This is a genomic window from Longispora sp. NPDC051575 (genome assembly GCF_040681875.1).
In the GTDB taxonomy this organism is placed as follows: domain Bacteria; phylum Actinomycetota; class Actinomycetes; order Mycobacteriales; family Micromonosporaceae; genus Longispora.
In genome coordinates, this window is sequence record NZ_JBFAZP010000006.1 from 357775 (window position 1) to 371528 (window position 13754).

Genomic DNA, 13754 nt, shown 5'->3' on the forward strand with positions numbered 1-13754 from the left:
AAGAACAACGGCTCACGGGATCCGCTACGAACGCCCGAGAGGGCGCTGTCGCCCAACCGGCAGTGCCTCCTCGGGCGTTCGTCGCATATGGGCGGTCACATCCGGCGGGGGCCGGTGTCCGAGCGGGGTTCCGGGGTGCCGAGTTCGACGCTCGCGTGCAGGGCGACCACCCCGGACGCCCCGACGATCACCGGGTTGAGTTCCAGGCGGTGCAGGGCCGGGGTGGCGTCCGCGAGCTGGCCGACCCGGACCAGCAGGTCGGTGAGGGCACCGATGTCGACCACGGGGCCGCCGCCGTACCCGAACAGCAGGGGTGCGGCCAGGGGCGCGCGCAGGAGTTCGGCGGCGTCGACCCTGGTCAGCGGGGCGGCGCGCCAGGCCCGGTCGCCGAGGAGCTCGGTGTGCAGGCCGGCGAGTCCGAAGCCGACGATCGGGCCGAAGGACGGGTCCTCGACGACCTCGACGACGCACGCGATGCCGGGCAGCGCCATCGGCTGGACGAGGAGCGGCTCGGCGGGGCCGAACCGTTCGGCCAGTTCGGCGACGGCGCGGGACACCTCGGCCGGAGTGGCCAGGTTGAGCCGGACGGCCCCGAGGTCGAGGCGGTGCCGCAGTTCGGCCGACGCGATCTTGACCGCGACCGGGTAGCCCAGCTCCGCCGCCGCCGCGAGGGTGCCGGCGCCGCCCCGGGCCGTTCTCGCGGGCAGGACCCTGATGCCGTACGCCGACAGCAGCTCGCCCGGTTCGACGGTCACCGCCGGCACCCCGGGCTGTTCGGGCAGCTCGGCGGGGGTGCGCCGCCAGGCCGCGTACCGGGCGACCCGGCCCAGGGCGGCCACCGCGGCCTCCACGGAGTGGTAGTGCGGGACGGAGGGGGCCTTGGCGTCGTCGCGCGCCCCGTCCGGGGCCGGCCGGTCGACGATGGCACCGACCCCTTCGGCGACGAACGCGGCCACGACCGGCTTGGGGCCGGCCTCGGCGACGAGCACGTCGGCGTACCCGGCGGCGGTGCCGACCAGCGGCGGGACGAACACGGCGACGATCGCGTCCACGGCCGGGTCGGCGTTCGCGGCGCGCAGGGCGGCGGCCAGTTCGGGGCCGGGGGCGGCGGTGTCGACCTCCAGGGGGTAGCCGCGCGCGACCCGCAGGCCGGCCGACTCCCCGGCCTGGGCGGCGACCAGGCCCAGGGCGGCGGTGTTGCCGACGATCGCGACCCGGTCGCCGGCCGGCAGGGGCTGGCGGGCCAGCAGCAGCCCGGTGTCGAACAGTTCGGCGACGGTGTCGACCCGGACCACCCCGGACTGGGCGAACAGCGCCTCGACGCCGCGCTCGTTCGGGCCGGTGTCGCTGCGCCGGGCGGCCACGGCCACGATCGGCTTGTCCCGGCTGATGCCCCGGGCCAGCCGGGCGAACTTGCGCGGGTTGCCGAACGTCTCCAGGTACAGCAGGACGACATCGGTGCGCGGGTCGGCCTGCCAGTACTGGAGCAGGTCGTTGCCGGACACGTCCGCCCGGTTGCCGGCGGACACGAAGCTCGACAGCCCGAGCCCCCGGCGGCCCGCCTCGGCCAGCAGGGCCACGCCGAGCGCCCCGGACTGGCAGAAGAAGCCGACCCGGCCGGGTTCGGGCAGCTGGGGCGCGAGGGTGGCGTTCAGCCGGACGTCCGGGTCGGTGTTGGCGATCCCGAGGCAGTTGGGGCCGATGATCCGCATCCCGCGCAGCCGGGCCTCGCGGACGATCTCCAACTGGGCATCGATCCCCTCGGGCGCGCCGGTCTCGGCGAACCCGCTGGAGACGATGACCAGGCCGTGCACGCCGACGGCCGCGCAGTCCTCGACGATCTGCGGCACCCCGGCGGCGGGTACGGCCACGATGGCCAGGTCGACGGGGCCCGGCACGTCGCGGACCGAACGGTAGGCGGGCAGGCCCTGCACGGTGCGGGCCCGGGGGTGCACCGGGTGGATCTGGCCGGTGTAGCCGCCGGTGCGCAGGCTGCGCAGCAGGGTGTACCCGATCCCGGGCACCCGGGTGGACGCGCCGAACACGGCCACCCCGCGCGGGGTGAGCAGCCGGGAGATCGACGCGGCCTCGGTGCGCGACTCGCGTTCCCGGGCGATCCGGATCGATGCCTCGGTGGGGGCGTTGTCGAAGACGAGGTGCACGACGCCGTCGGCGTAGGACCGGTCGACCTGGTAGCCGGCGTCGGAGAAGACCCGGAGCATGCCGCCGTTCTCGGGGAGTACCTCCGCGACGAACTGTTCGATGCCCTCCTCGCGGGCGGCGGCGGCCAGGTGTTCCAGCAGGATAGACCCGATCCCCCGGCTCTGGTGCGCGTCCTCCACCACGAACGCCACCTCGGCGCGGGCCTTGACCCCGTCGTCGGCCGCCGTGTCGAGGCGGTCGTAGCGGCCGACGGCGATCAGGTCCTCGCCGAGCTCGGCGACCAGGGCCTCGCGGGCGTGGTGGTCCACAGTGGTGAACCGGGCCAGGTCGCGGTCGGGGATCCGGGGGTAGGCGGAGAAGTACCGGTAGTAGCGGGTGCGCTGCGACAGTCGGGAGTGGAATCTGCGCAGCTCCGGGCCGTCGGAGGGCCGGATCGGGCGCAGGTGCACGGTGCCGCCGTCGGCGAGGAGGACGTCGGCGGCCCGGTGCGCGGGGTAGCGGTCCGGGACAGTGAAGCCGTCCGGGCCGGGGTCCGGGACCGGGCGCGGGTCCGGGCCGCCGGGCAGCGTCGGGCGCGGTTCCGGGCCGCCGGGCAGCATCGGGCGCGGTTCCGGGCCGCCGGGCAGCATCGGGCGCGGTTCCGGGCCGGTGGCCGAGGTCGGGGGGCGGGGAGCGGTCGGTTCGGGGTCGCCGGGCCGCGCCGGGTCAGTCCCGGACATCCATCGGATCCAGACCGTGCAGGGGGTACACGGCCCGGCGGGTGGCCATGATCGCCCGGTCCAGCGAGTCGGGTTCGAGCCCCGGCTGCCACGGCGTGTAGCGCCCCGAGCCGTCGTCGGTCATCCGCAGCGGCAGGTCGTCGTGCGGCCGGCGCTGGTGGGCGAGCTTCTTCCACCGGGCCGGGACCGGGGTCAACGGGTCGAGTTCCTGGCCGGACGCGACGGCGAGCAGGTGGGTCCACGCGCGGGGCACGGCCGAGGACAGCGAGTAGCCCCCGCCGCCGGTCGCGACCCACCGGCCGTCGCACAGCTCGTCGGCGAGCCCGCGCAGGGCCACGTACGCGGCGCGCTGGCCGTCGACCGTGAGCCGCAGGTCCGCGAGGGGGTCGAGCAGGTGGGTGTCGGCCCCGCACTGGGTGATCAGGATCTGCGGCTTGAAGGCGCGCAGCACCCCGGGCACCACGGCGTGGAAGGCGCGCAGCCAGGCCGCGTCGTCCGTACCGGGCGGCAGGGCCACGTTGACCGCCGAGCCCTCCGCGCCCGGCCCGCCCGTCTCGGCGGCGAACCCGGTGCCGGGGAACAGCGCGTACCCCGTCTCGTGCAGGCTCACCGTCAGCACCCGCGGGTCGTCGTAGAAGATGGCCTGCACGCCGTCGCCGTGGTGCACGTCGATGTCCACGTACGCGACCCGCTCCGCGCCCAGGTCCAGCAGCCGGGCGATGGCCACCGCAGGGTCGTTGAACACGCAGAACCCGGCCGCCGCGTCCGAGAACGCGTGGTGCAGGCCGCCCGCGATGCTCACCGCGCGCTTCGTCTCCCCCGACCACACGGCCTCGGCGGCCTGCACGGTGGCGCCGGCGATCAGGGCGCTGGCCGCGTACATGTCGTCGAAGCAGGGCGTGTCGGCCGTGCCCAGGCCGTAGCCGTGGAACACCAGCTCGTCGGGCGCCCGGCGCACCGCCGCCAGGTACTCCGCGCTGTGCACCCGGCGCAGCGTGGCCTCGTCGGCCGGCCGGGGTTCGCGCACGGTGAGCCCGCGCAGCACGCCCAGCTCGTCGGCGAGCGCCACGGTCAGTTCCAGGCGCACCGGGTCCAGCGGGTGCTCGCCGAGGTCGTAGCCCCGCAGCCCGTCGCTCCAGATCAATACGGTCACAGGCTCATTCTCCCAAAGCCACCGGCCGGTCGGGGTCACTGATCCACTCGCTCCAGGACCCGACATACACACTCGGGGTGTACCCGGCGAGCGTGGCCGCCAACGCGGCCTGGGCGGCGGTGACGCCGCTCCCGCAGTACAACGCGAGAGGCTCGTCCTTCGGCCCGTAGTCGGGGCCGTCGGGAATCGGACGGTTGCGGGCACCCGGGATGTGGCCGGCCACGTGATCGATCGGCTCGACCTCGCCCCGGAACCGCTCGGCGGCCCGGACGTCGAACAGCCGGCCCTTCCCGGCCAGGTCCAGCGCGCCCGCCGCGTCCACGGTCGGCATCCCGCCGGGCGTGACCACGACGTCGCCGCGTTCCGGGGTCGGGATCTCGGTGCTGACCTCGCCGGTCCAGGCGGCGAACCCGCCGTCGAGGACGTACACCTCGGTCAGGCCCGCCCAGCGCAGCGTCCACCAGGCGCGGCCGGCGGCGAGACCGTCCCCTCCGTCGTACACCAGAACGGGACGATCCTGGCGAACCCCGGCGGACCGGAGCGCCTCCTGGAGGTGTGACGGAGTCGGCAACGGGTGCCGGCCGGCCGCGCCCGGGGCGCCACTAAGATCGGTGTCGAGGTCAATGAAGACGGCTCCCGGCAGATGCCCGGCGAGGTAATCCGACCGTCCTGGCTGCCCCATGAGGCGCCAGCGGACGTCAAGTAAGGTCAACGGGGAATATTCGGCCAGCTCGGCGGCCTTCAGCAATGGGCTCACCATCACAGTCTGTCGTAGCCGACAGGTAGCATTGTCTCCACGGGAGGGCGCACGCCGTGAATGAGCTGGTTGACACCACAGAGATGTATCTCCGCACCATCCTCGAGCTCGAAGAGGAGGGTGTTCCGGCACTCCGTGCCCGGATAGCCGAGCGACTGCACCAGAGCGGTCCGACCGTGAGCCAGACCGTGGCCCGGATGGAACGCGACGGCCTGGTCACCGTGCAGGACGACCGGCACCTCGAGCTGACGGCCACCGGCCGCGAGCACGCGGTCGCCGTCATGCGCAAGCACCGCCTCGCCGAGCTGCTGCTCGTCGACGTGATCGGCCTGCCGTACGAGGAGGCCCACGAAGAGGCCTGCCGGTGGGAGCACGTGATGAGCGACGCGGTCGAGCGCAAGGTCTACGACCTGCTCAAGCGCCCGACCCGCTCGCCGTACGGGAACCCGATCCCCGGCCTGGAGATCTTCGGCGGCGACGCCGAGCAGCCGTCCACCGAGCGCAACCTGGCCTCCACCGGCCTGGTCGGCCCGGTGACCGTCGTGCGGATCTGCGAGAGCGTGCAGGTCGACGGCGAGGCGCTCCGCGAGCTGCACAACGCGGGGATCAACCCGGGCGCGTCGGTGACCGTCTCCGGCGACCGGTCGGGGGTGACCGTGGTGTCGCAGGACGCGACGGTGAAGCTGACCCGGGACATCGCGAGCCGGGTCTTCGTCTCCTAGGCCGCACACGCAACGTCGAAGGTCCCCGCACTGGCCGGTGCGGGGACCTTTCGCGTCCCACGGGGCCGAACTACGTGAAGCCGGCACGCATTGGCCCCGGGCCGGCTCGCACCCCGGGACCGCCCTGCACGCACCCGCCCGGGGCCGGCCCGCACCCGGTCCGGTGGGCGTCGCGGCCGGATCCCGCCGCGCGGGCCGACGCGGACAACCCCACCGGGGCGTTCCCGGGCCCACGGCCGGCCTGTCGGTTACTTTTTGGCGTCGATCTGCTTGGCCAGGTCCGTCAACTTCGGGGCCAGCGCGCCCGCCGCCGCCGCGTCCCCACCCGCCGGCAGCGTGTAACGGACCGTGAGCAGCCGGTTGTTCGCCGACAGCCAGCCGACCTCGACGGTGTGCCCGCCCGCGCCGTCCGGGGGCAGGGTGCGGCTGTAGGCGGCCTTGCCGAGACCGGTCACCGCCGCCGAGCCCTTCGGGGTGACGGTGCTCGTGAACACCTTCGCGTCGGCCTTCGTCGGCGCGACGGCGAGGGTCAGGTCGGGGAAGCGGCTGTCGACCTGCTTGAGGACACACGTCGTGGCGGGGGCCGTGCCGCCGGCGACCGCGACCTGGAACCGCTCGCCGAGGGCCGTGGCGACCACGTCGTAGTCGAGCAGGCCGCACGCGCCGCCGGCGGCCGCCGCGGGCTGGGCGGCGGAGGCCGGGGCCTTGCTCTGCGGTGCCACGGGCGGCTGGGCGGCGGACTCGACCTTCGTGGGGTCGACCGGGGGCGGCGGGGCCTGCTCCGGGGTGTCGGAGCACCCGGAGAGGGTCAGCGCGCCCAGGACGCCGAGCGCCGCGATCGTTGCCTTGAGACTCACGTTGAGTCACCTCCAGCCGACCAGGTTACCCGGAGCGGGCCGGCGGACCGGGGCCGCGCCGGCGGCGTACCCGGAAACGGTGGTTGATCTTCAGCGGGCTCCGGGCAGGGTCGACACGATGTGGCGGGCGATCTCCAGGGACGCGGTGGCGGCCGGGGACGGGGCGTTGAGCACGTGCACCTGGCAGCCCTTCGCGACGATCAGGAAGTCGTCGACCAGCTCGCCGTTGGGCTTCACGGCCTGGGCGCGCACCCCGGCCGAGGACTTCACCAGGTCGGCCTCCGTGATGGCGGGCACCAGCCGGGCCAGGCTCTCGGCGAACCGGGCCTTCGACAGCGAGCGGCGGACCTCGGTCAGGCCGTAGCGCAGGTGCCGGCGGGCGATCTGCCACAGGCCCGGGTAGGCCAGGGTTCCGGCGAGGTCGCGGGCGTTGATCCGGCCCCAGGTGTAGCCCTCGCGGGCCAGGGCCAGGACCGCGTTGGGGCCGGCGTGCACGCTGCCGTCGATCATCTTGGTGAGGTGCACGCCGAGGAACGGGAACTGCGGGTCGGGCACGGGGTAGATCAGGCCCTTGACCAGGTCGCGGCGCTCCGGGGTCAGTTCGAAGTACTCGCCGCGGAACGGGATGATCCGGGCCGGCGGGTCGATGCCGCCGAGCCGGGCGATCCGGTCGGCGTGCAGGCCGGCGCAGTTGACGAGGACGTCGGCCGGGAACTCCCCCGCCGTCGTCTCCACGATCACGCCGCCCCGGTCGGGCCGCAGCCCGGTGACCTTCGTCCCGGTGCGCAGCGAGGCGCCCGCCTTCTCCAGCAGTTCGGCGAGCTTCGCGCACACCTGGCCGTAGTCGACGATGCCGGTGGAGGCGATGTGCAGGGCGCCGACGGTGGCGACGTTGGGCTCGTACTCCCGGGCCTCGGCCGCGTCGATCCGGCGGACCGGCAGCCCGTTGGCCAGCGAGCGCTCGTGCAGCGCGTCGAGCCGGGGCAGTTCGTCGGCGGAGGTGGCCACGATCAGCTTGCCGCACACGTCGTGCGCGATGCCGTGCTCCTCGCAGAACCGGACCATCGAGACACTGCCGGCCTTGGCGAAGCGGGCCTTGAGGCTGCCGGGCTTGTAGTACACCCCGGCGTGGATGACGCCGCTGTTGTGGCCGGTCTGGTGCGCGCCCCAGCCGGCCTCCTTCTCGATGACCGTGACCTGGGCGTCGGGCCGGTCCTGGGTGATCCGGTGCGCCGTGGCCAGACCGACGATCCCGCCGCCGATCACTACATATCTGGTCATATCTCTTCCTCCGCCCGCCGGGATCGGCTGTGGCCGATCGTATTCTCCCGACCGCGCGGTGTCGTTACCGCCATATGCCAGCCCGATGAAGACCCTTTTTCGGGTACGACGCCACCCGGGTCACCCTCGGTGCCCGAATAGTGACGCTTCTGGCCGCCCCGCCTGGGCGAAGGCCGGCCCGCACCGGGCCATAGACTCACGGGGACCCCGAGAGCTCAGGAGTGCCATGTCGTCCGAAGTCGTCGCGCTCGGCCAGCCCACGGTCGGAGAGGCCGAACTCAAGGCCATCGCCGAGGTGTTCGCCTCCGGCTGGCTCGCCGGCGCGGGCCCGACCTGCCAGCGGTTCGAGGAGCGGTTCGCGGCCGTGGCCGGTACGGCGCACGCGCTGGCCACCAACAACTGCGGCTCGGCCCTGCACCTGGCCATGCTGACCCTGGGCGTGCAGCCGGGCGACGAGCTGATCGTCGGGGACTACACGTTCCCGGCCACCGGCCACGCCGTGATGTACGCGGGCGCCAGGCCCGTCTTCGCCGACATCCGCCCGGACATCTGGACCATCGACCCCGCCGCCGTCGAGGCGCTGATCACCCCGCGCACCCGGGGCATCGTGGCCGTGGACGTCGCCGGCCAGCCCGCCGACTACGCGGAGCTGCGGGCCATCGCCGACAAGCACGGGCTGTTCATCATCGAGGACGCCGCCTGCGCCGCCGGGGCCTCCTACCAGGGCCGCCCGGCCGGCTCGCTCGGCGACGTGGCGACGTTCAGCTTCCACGGCCGGAAGAACATCACGGCCGGCGAGGGCGGGGCGTTCACCACCGACCGGGCCGACCTGGCCGCGCACGCCCGCAAGCTGCACACCTACGGGATCGCGCCGGCCGTGGACCGGGCCGCGTCCACCGCGCTGCCGATCCCGTCGTTCGACGAGCTCGGCTACAACTACCGGCTCTCCGACGTGGCCGCCGCGATCATGCTCGCCCAGCTCGACCGGTTGCCGCTGCTGCTCCGGGCCCGCCAGCACATCGCGGGGCGCTACGCGGAGCTGCTGCGGGACTTCGAGCTGATCGAACTGCCCCTCGCGTTGGACGACCGGACGCACCCGTGGCAGGCGTACATCATCACGATCGCCCCCGGGATCGACCGGGGCGAGGTGGCCCAGCGGCTGCGCGCCCGCGGGGTGCAGTGCAACTTCGGCACCTACGCCTCGCACGTCCAGCCCCTGTACGGCAAGACGAACGAGTGCCCGGTGTCCGCCGACCTGTTCGGCCGGCACCTGGCCATCCCGATGCACGCGAACCTGACCGAAGCTGAGATCGAGACCGTCGCCGCCGCCGTCCGTACGGTGGTCACCGACGTCGCCCAGGGAGTCTGAAGTGTCGAAGAAAACCGTCTTCATCACCGGCGGGGCCGGGTTCATCGGGCTGCACGTCATCCCGCTGCTGCTGGAGAAGGACTACCGGATCCGGATCTTCGACAACATGGGCCGGGGCGACCGGGCCCGGGTCAACGAGCTGATCGCCACGGGCGACGTGGAGCTGGTCGAGCAGGACGTGCGGTACGGCGGCGGCGTGCACCAGGCCATGAAGGGCGCCACACACGTCATCCACTTCGCCACGGTGTCGATCAACAAGTCCATCGCGGACCCGTACGAGTCGATCGACATCAACATGGTCGGCAACAACAACGTGTTCGCGGCGGCGGCCGACCACGGCGTCGAGCGGCTCGTGTTCGCCTCCTCCGCCAGCGTCTACGGCGACCCGAAGCGGCTGCCGATGCACGAGGACGACGAGCTGGCCCCCCTGACCCCGTACTGCATCTCCAAGCGGGCCGGCGAGGACCTGCTGGGCTTCTACCAGCGCACCAAGGGCCTGAGCTGGAACGCCCTGCGCTTCTTCAACGTGTACGGCCCCGGCCAGAAGATCGAGGCGTACTACACGAGCGTCATCAACACGTTCATCCAGCGGATCCGGGCCGGCCAGGCGCCCACGATCGACGGCAAGGGTGAGCAGTCGATGGACTTCATCCACGTGCACGACCTGGCGCGCAGCGTCGTCGCGGCCCTGGAGTCGAAGGGCGACAACCTGCCGATCAACATCGGCACCGGCATCGACACGTCCATCGCGACCCTCGCCCGGATCCTGATCGAGGCCCTCGGCTCCGACGTCGAGCCGATCTTCGTGCCGCGCGACGTGCTGGTCAGCCGGCGGGCCGCCGACATCACCCGGGCGCGCGAGGTGCTCGGCTGGGAGCCGACGATCACCGTCGAAGAGGGCATGACCGCGCTGGTGAAGGCGGCACTGGAGCAGTGAGCACGGAGTCGCAGCCGGCCGCCCCGGCCGCTGGCACCCGGCCCGCCCCGGCCGGGGACGCCCGGCGGGTACCGGCGGCCCTGCCGCCGAACGACTACCACGAGCAGGCCTGGATCAGCGGGGACCCGGTGATCGGCGCGGGCACCTGGATCGGGGCCTTCACGGTGCTCGACGGCTCCGGCGGGCTGACCATCGGGGCCGGCTGCGACATCAGCTGCGGGGTACAGATCTACACCCACTCCACCGCCCGGCGCTGCGTGTCCGGCCGGGCCTACCCGCACGTGGACCGCGCGCCGGTGACCATCGGCGACCGGGTGTTCCTCGGCGCCAACGCGGTCGTCCAGATGGGCGTCAGCATCGGCGACGGGGCCGTGGTGGCCGCCGGGGCCGTGGTGACCGGGGACGTCGCCGCCGGCACCGTGGTGTCCGGGGTGCCCGCCCGGGTCACGGGCACGGTCGTGGTCGACGGGGAGAACACCCGCTTCGAGGGAGTCAGCTAGTGCGGATCGCCGTCGTCAACAACTTCTACCCGCCCCGTGTCGGCGGCTCGGCGCACCTGTCGGAGTCGCTCGCCCACGGGTACGCGGCGGCCGGGCACGAGGTGCTGGTGCTCACCGCGACGTACAAGGACGCGCCGCTGGACGAGGTGCGCGGCGGGTGCCGGGTGCTCCGGCTGCCGTCCTGGCAGCTGCCCAGCTCCGTGGCCGGCTTCGACATCGGGTTCACGGTCCGGCCGTCCCTGCTGCGCAACGTCACCCGGATCCTCGACGGGTTCCGGCCGGACGTGATCCACCAGCACGGCCAGTTCTTCGACCTCACCTGGGCCAGCGGGCTGTACGCGCGCAAGCGGAACGTGCCGAGCCTGCTCAGCGTGCACACCCGGCTGGAGAGCCCGCGCGCCGCGTACCAGGCGGTGTTCACGGCCGGGGACTCGATGCTGGTCGCGCCGATCCTGCGCCGGTACAAGCCCCGGTTCGTGGTGATGGACGTGCAGATGGAGGAGTACATCCAGAAGCGGTACCGCTCGGCGGTCCGTGGCCTGGAGTACATCCCGGTCGGGGTCGATCCACAGTGGCTGCTCGACGGGGACGGCGCCGCGATCCGGGAGCGGCACGGCCTGGGCGACCGGCCGATCGCGCTGTCCCTCGGGCACGTCATCCCGCTCCGCGACCGGGTGCAGCTCGTGAAGGCCCTGCCCCGGGTGCTGGAGAAGGTGCCCGACCTCGCGGTCCTCGTCGTCGGCACCGTCTACTACGACAAGTTCCTCAAGCTGGCCGAGGAGCTGGGCGTCCGGCACGCGATCGTCACGACCGGCGCGGTGCCGAAGTCGGAGATCCCCGCCTATGTCGCGGCGGCCGACCTGGAGACCCACGACCTCGACGGGTTCGGGCTGGGCACGGCCGCGCTGGAGGCCATGGGCGCCGGCTGCCCGGTGGTCGCGGCGGTGCGGCCGGACAACTTCCCCGGCATCGGGCTGCGCGACCGCGAGCACCTCTACCTGACCCCGGTCGGGGACACCGCCGCGCTCGCCGACACCCTGGTCGAGGTGCTCACCGACTCCGACCGGGCGCGCGCGGTCGGCCTCGGCGGCCAGCGCCTGATCCACGAGCGGTTCACCCTGGACTCGGTGCTCAAGTCGCACCTGGAGACGCTGGAGTCGATGGTCCGCGAGGGCTGAAACCCACAGAGACGAGCCCTTTTCCGGGTACGGGGCGCAGCAGGCCCTGTACGCGTCGAAAGGTGTTCTAGGCGGTTGCCAGGACGCTGCCCACGGCCCGGTGCGCCGGCAGGATGCCCGCCCGCTCCTCCGCCGCGTCGGCCTTGCCGGCCAGGATGTCCAGGAACCGGTCCAGCTGCGCCGCCAGGGGCTCGCGGACCGTGATCAGTTCCGGGATCTCGATGATGCTCTGCTGCCGGTAGCCGCGCCCGTCGGGCGTCGCCGCGTCCAGGGACACGTGCCGGTAGATCGTCACGTCCTTGCGGAGCAGGTCGACCTCGATGCAGCGGTCCACCTCGTTGACGGTCAGCGACCGCACCTTGCGCTGCCCGATCCGGCTCGCCGACACGGTGGCCACCCCGCCCTCGGGGAACGTCAGCAGCGCCTCGGCGACGTCCTCGGCCCCGGCGAGGGACTCCGGGTGGAAGTGCCCGAGCATGCCGCGCACCCCGGACGGCTCCGCGCCGCCGAACATCCCGATCGCCAGGTCCACGTCGTGTACGAGCAGGTCCCAGGCGACCCCGGTCCGGATCCGGGGCGCGTACGGCGAGTGCCGGGTGGCCGTCACGTGCACCGGCCGGTCCACGAGCTGGCGCGCGGTGAGGATCGCCGGGTTGAAGCGTTCGAGCAGCCCGCACATCAGGGGCACGTCCCGGGCCGCCGACAGGGCGACGATCTCCTCGGTCTCGGCCAGGCTCGCGCAGACCGGCTTCTCCACCAGCAGCGGCAGGCCCTCGGAGAGCACCCGGTACGCGACGTCGCGGTGCGTCTCGGTGGCCGACGCGACGATCACGGCGTCCACGCCGGAGAAGTCCAGCTCGGGCACCCATTCGGCGTCGTACCGCTCGGCGACGGCCCGGCCGGTGTCCTCCCGGGGCTCGATCACCCGGACCAGCTCGGCCCGCTCGGACTGGGCCACGACCCGGGCGTGCAGGGAACCCATCACCCCGGCGCCGACCAGCGCGAACCTCATGCGCCCATCACCTCGCGCACGGCGGCGACGACGGTGTCGAGGTCGGACTCCGACAGGTACGGGTGCACCGGCAGCGACAGGCAGCCCGCCGCGACCCGCTCGGCGACCGGCGTCGGGTCGGCGGTGACCCGGGGGTGGTCGCGGTAGCAGTCGTAGTCGTGCACGAGACGCGGGTAGTACACGCCGGAGCCGACGCCGCGCTCCAGGAGCTTCGCGGACAGCTCGTCGCGGGTGACGGCGGCACCCGGAGAGACCAGCACCGTGTACTGGTGCCACACGTGCGACCGGCCCGGCAGCTCGGCCGGCGTGGTCAGCCCGGGCACGCCCGCCAGGCCCTCGGTGAGCCGGGCCGCGTTGTCCTTGCGCCGCTTGACCTGTTCCGGGTAGCCGGCGAGCTGCGGGAGCCCGATGGCGGCCTGCACGTCGGTGAGCCGGTAGTTGTGCCCGGCCATCTCGTACTGGTAGCGCTGGACCATGCCCTGGTTGCGCAGCACGCGCAGCTTCGCGGCGAGCGCGGCGTCGTTCGTCGTGATCATGCCGCCCTCCCCGGTGGTGAGGTTCTTCGTGCCGTAGAACGAGAAGGTGCCCAGCCCGAACGTGCCGGCCGCCCGCCCGTCGACGGTCGCGCCGTGCGCCTGGGCGGTGTCCTCGACGAGGCCCAGGCCGTGTTCCGCGGCGAGCGGGGCGAGGGCGGTCATGTCGGCGGCCTGCCCGTACAGGTGCACCGGCATCAGGACCTTGGTGCGGGGGCCGATCGCGGCCGCCACCGCGTCCGGGTCCAGGCAGAAGTCGTCCGTGCGGATGTCGGCGAACCGGGCCGTCGCGCCGGCCTCCAGGATCGCGTTCAGCGTCGCCACGAACGTGAACGGGCTGGTCAGCACCTCGTCACCGGGCTGGAGATCGAGCACTTCGAGGGCCGCCACCAGGGCGGTGGTGCCGTTGTTGACGGCCACGGCGTGCTCGACGTCGATCATCGCGGCGAACTCGCGCTCGAACCGCTCGACCATCGGACCGCTGGCCAGCATCCCCGACTCGATGACCTCGACGACCAGTCGCGCGGCGTCGGCGGGCAGTTGCACCCTCGAAATCGGGATCAAGTCGGGTCT

General features: G+C 73.2%; 11 protein-coding genes and 1 pseudogene. 5 read left to right on the forward strand and 7 right to left on the reverse strand.

The genetic code is table 11. From position 1 onward, the window contains the following. Positions 1-95: 95 nt before the first annotated feature. From AB0M43_RS19210 to AB0M43_RS19220, 3 genes are read right to left on the reverse strand one after another with little or no spacing between them, the layout of a single operon-like run. Complete coding sequence (locus AB0M43_RS19210; protein ID WP_363726407.1) at positions 96-2882, reverse strand: GNAT family N-acetyltransferase; 2787 nt, start codon at positions 2880-2882, stop codon at positions 96-98. Beyond that, the gene (locus AB0M43_RS19215) at positions 2869-4035 is read right to left on the reverse strand and encodes an acetoin utilization protein AcuC (RefSeq protein ID WP_363726409.1); all 1167 of its coding nucleotides are present in this window, start codon (positions 4033-4035) and stop codon (positions 2869-2871) included. The genes AB0M43_RS19210 and AB0M43_RS19215 overlap by 14 nt, the downstream gene beginning before the upstream one ends. A 4-nt stretch (positions 4036-4039) precedes the next feature. Beyond that, the gene (locus AB0M43_RS19220) at positions 4040-4795 is read right to left on the reverse strand and encodes a sulfurtransferase (RefSeq protein WP_363726411.1); all 756 of its coding nucleotides are present in this window, start codon (positions 4793-4795) and stop codon (positions 4040-4042) included. Positions 4796-4848: 53 nt separating this feature from the next. On the opposite strand from AB0M43_RS19220, the gene AB0M43_RS19225 reads away from it, so the two are divergent. After that, positions 4849-5514 carry an iron dependent repressor, metal binding and dimerization domain protein gene (locus AB0M43_RS19225; protein WP_363726413.1) on the forward strand — a complete coding sequence of 222 codons (666 nt, stop codon included), beginning with the start codon at positions 4849-4851 and terminating at the stop codon, positions 5512-5514. A 248-nt stretch (positions 5515-5762) separates the two neighbouring features. Here AB0M43_RS19225 and AB0M43_RS19230 read toward each other — a convergent pair whose 3' ends face one another. Together AB0M43_RS19230 and lhgO are read right to left on the reverse strand one after the other, a co-directional pair. Continuing rightward, positions 5763-6371, reverse strand: coding sequence for a hypothetical protein (locus tag AB0M43_RS19230; RefSeq protein ID WP_363726415.1), 609 nt, complete (start codon positions 6369-6371; stop codon positions 5763-5765). A 90-nt stretch (positions 6372-6461) separates the two neighbouring features. Beyond that, positions 6462-7652 carry an L-2-hydroxyglutarate oxidase gene (lhgO, locus tag AB0M43_RS19235; protein WP_363726417.1) on the reverse strand — a complete coding sequence of 397 codons (1191 nt, stop codon included), beginning with the start codon at positions 7650-7652 and terminating at the stop codon, positions 6462-6464. A 226-nt stretch (positions 7653-7878) separates the two neighbouring features. Here lhgO and AB0M43_RS19240 point away from each other — a divergent pair, with 226 nt between their 5' ends. From AB0M43_RS19240 to AB0M43_RS19255, 4 genes and pseudogenes are all read left to right on the forward strand, one after another. After that, complete coding sequence (locus AB0M43_RS19240; RefSeq protein ID WP_363726419.1) at positions 7879-9021, forward strand: DegT/DnrJ/EryC1/StrS family aminotransferase; 1143 nt, start codon at positions 7879-7881, stop codon at positions 9019-9021. Position 9022: 1 nt separating this feature from the next. Next, positions 9023-9958 carry an NAD-dependent epimerase/dehydratase family protein gene (locus AB0M43_RS19245; RefSeq protein WP_363726421.1) on the forward strand — a complete coding sequence of 312 codons (936 nt, stop codon included), beginning with the start codon at positions 9023-9025 and terminating at the stop codon, positions 9956-9958. A gap of 293 nt (positions 9959-10251) precedes the next feature. Then, positions 10252-10458: pseudogene (locus AB0M43_RS19250) on the forward strand (DapH/DapD/GlmU-related protein); the annotation flags it as partial. Continuing rightward, positions 10458-11636, forward strand: a complete 1179-nt coding sequence (locus AB0M43_RS19255; protein ID WP_363726423.1) for a glycosyltransferase family 4 protein — start codon at positions 10458-10460, stop codon at positions 11634-11636. The pseudogene AB0M43_RS19250 and the gene AB0M43_RS19255, both read left to right, overlap by 1 nt. A 67-nt stretch (positions 11637-11703) precedes the next feature. On the opposite strand, the gene AB0M43_RS19260 is transcribed toward AB0M43_RS19255, so the two are convergent. Together AB0M43_RS19260 and AB0M43_RS19265 are read right to left on the reverse strand one after the other, a co-directional pair. Beyond that, positions 11704-12648 (reverse strand): Gfo/Idh/MocA family oxidoreductase, encoded by a 945-nt coding sequence (locus AB0M43_RS19260; RefSeq protein ID WP_363726424.1) that lies wholly within the window; start codon positions 12646-12648, stop codon positions 11704-11706. Then, the gene (locus AB0M43_RS19265) at positions 12645-13745 is read right to left on the reverse strand and encodes a DegT/DnrJ/EryC1/StrS family aminotransferase (RefSeq protein ID WP_363726426.1); all 1101 of its coding nucleotides are present in this window, start codon (positions 13743-13745) and stop codon (positions 12645-12647) included. Before AB0M43_RS19265 ends, AB0M43_RS19260 begins: the two co-directional genes overlap by 4 nt. Positions 13746-13754: the final 9 nt, after the last annotated feature.

Excerpts from the sequence above, each read along its gene's own strand:
- AB0M43_RS19210 (WP_363726407.1), bottom strand. The coding sequence starts at position 2,882 with ATGTCCGGGACTGACCCGGCGCGGCCCGGCGACCCCGAACCGACCGCT.
- AB0M43_RS19220 (WP_363726411.1), bottom strand. The coding sequence starts at position 4,795 with ATGGTGAGCCCATTGCTGAAGGCCGCCGAGCTGGCCGAATATTCCCCG.
- lhgO (WP_363726417.1), bottom strand. The coding sequence starts at position 7,652 with ATGACCAGATATGTAGTGATCGGCGGCGGGATCGTCGGTCTGGCCACG.
- AB0M43_RS19240 (WP_363726419.1), top strand. The coding sequence starts at position 7,879 with ATGTCGTCCGAAGTCGTCGCGCTCGGCCAGCCCACGGTCGGAGAGGCC.
- AB0M43_RS19260 (WP_363726424.1), bottom strand. The coding sequence starts at position 12,648 with ATGAGGTTCGCGCTGGTCGGCGCCGGGGTGATGGGTTCCCTGCACGCC.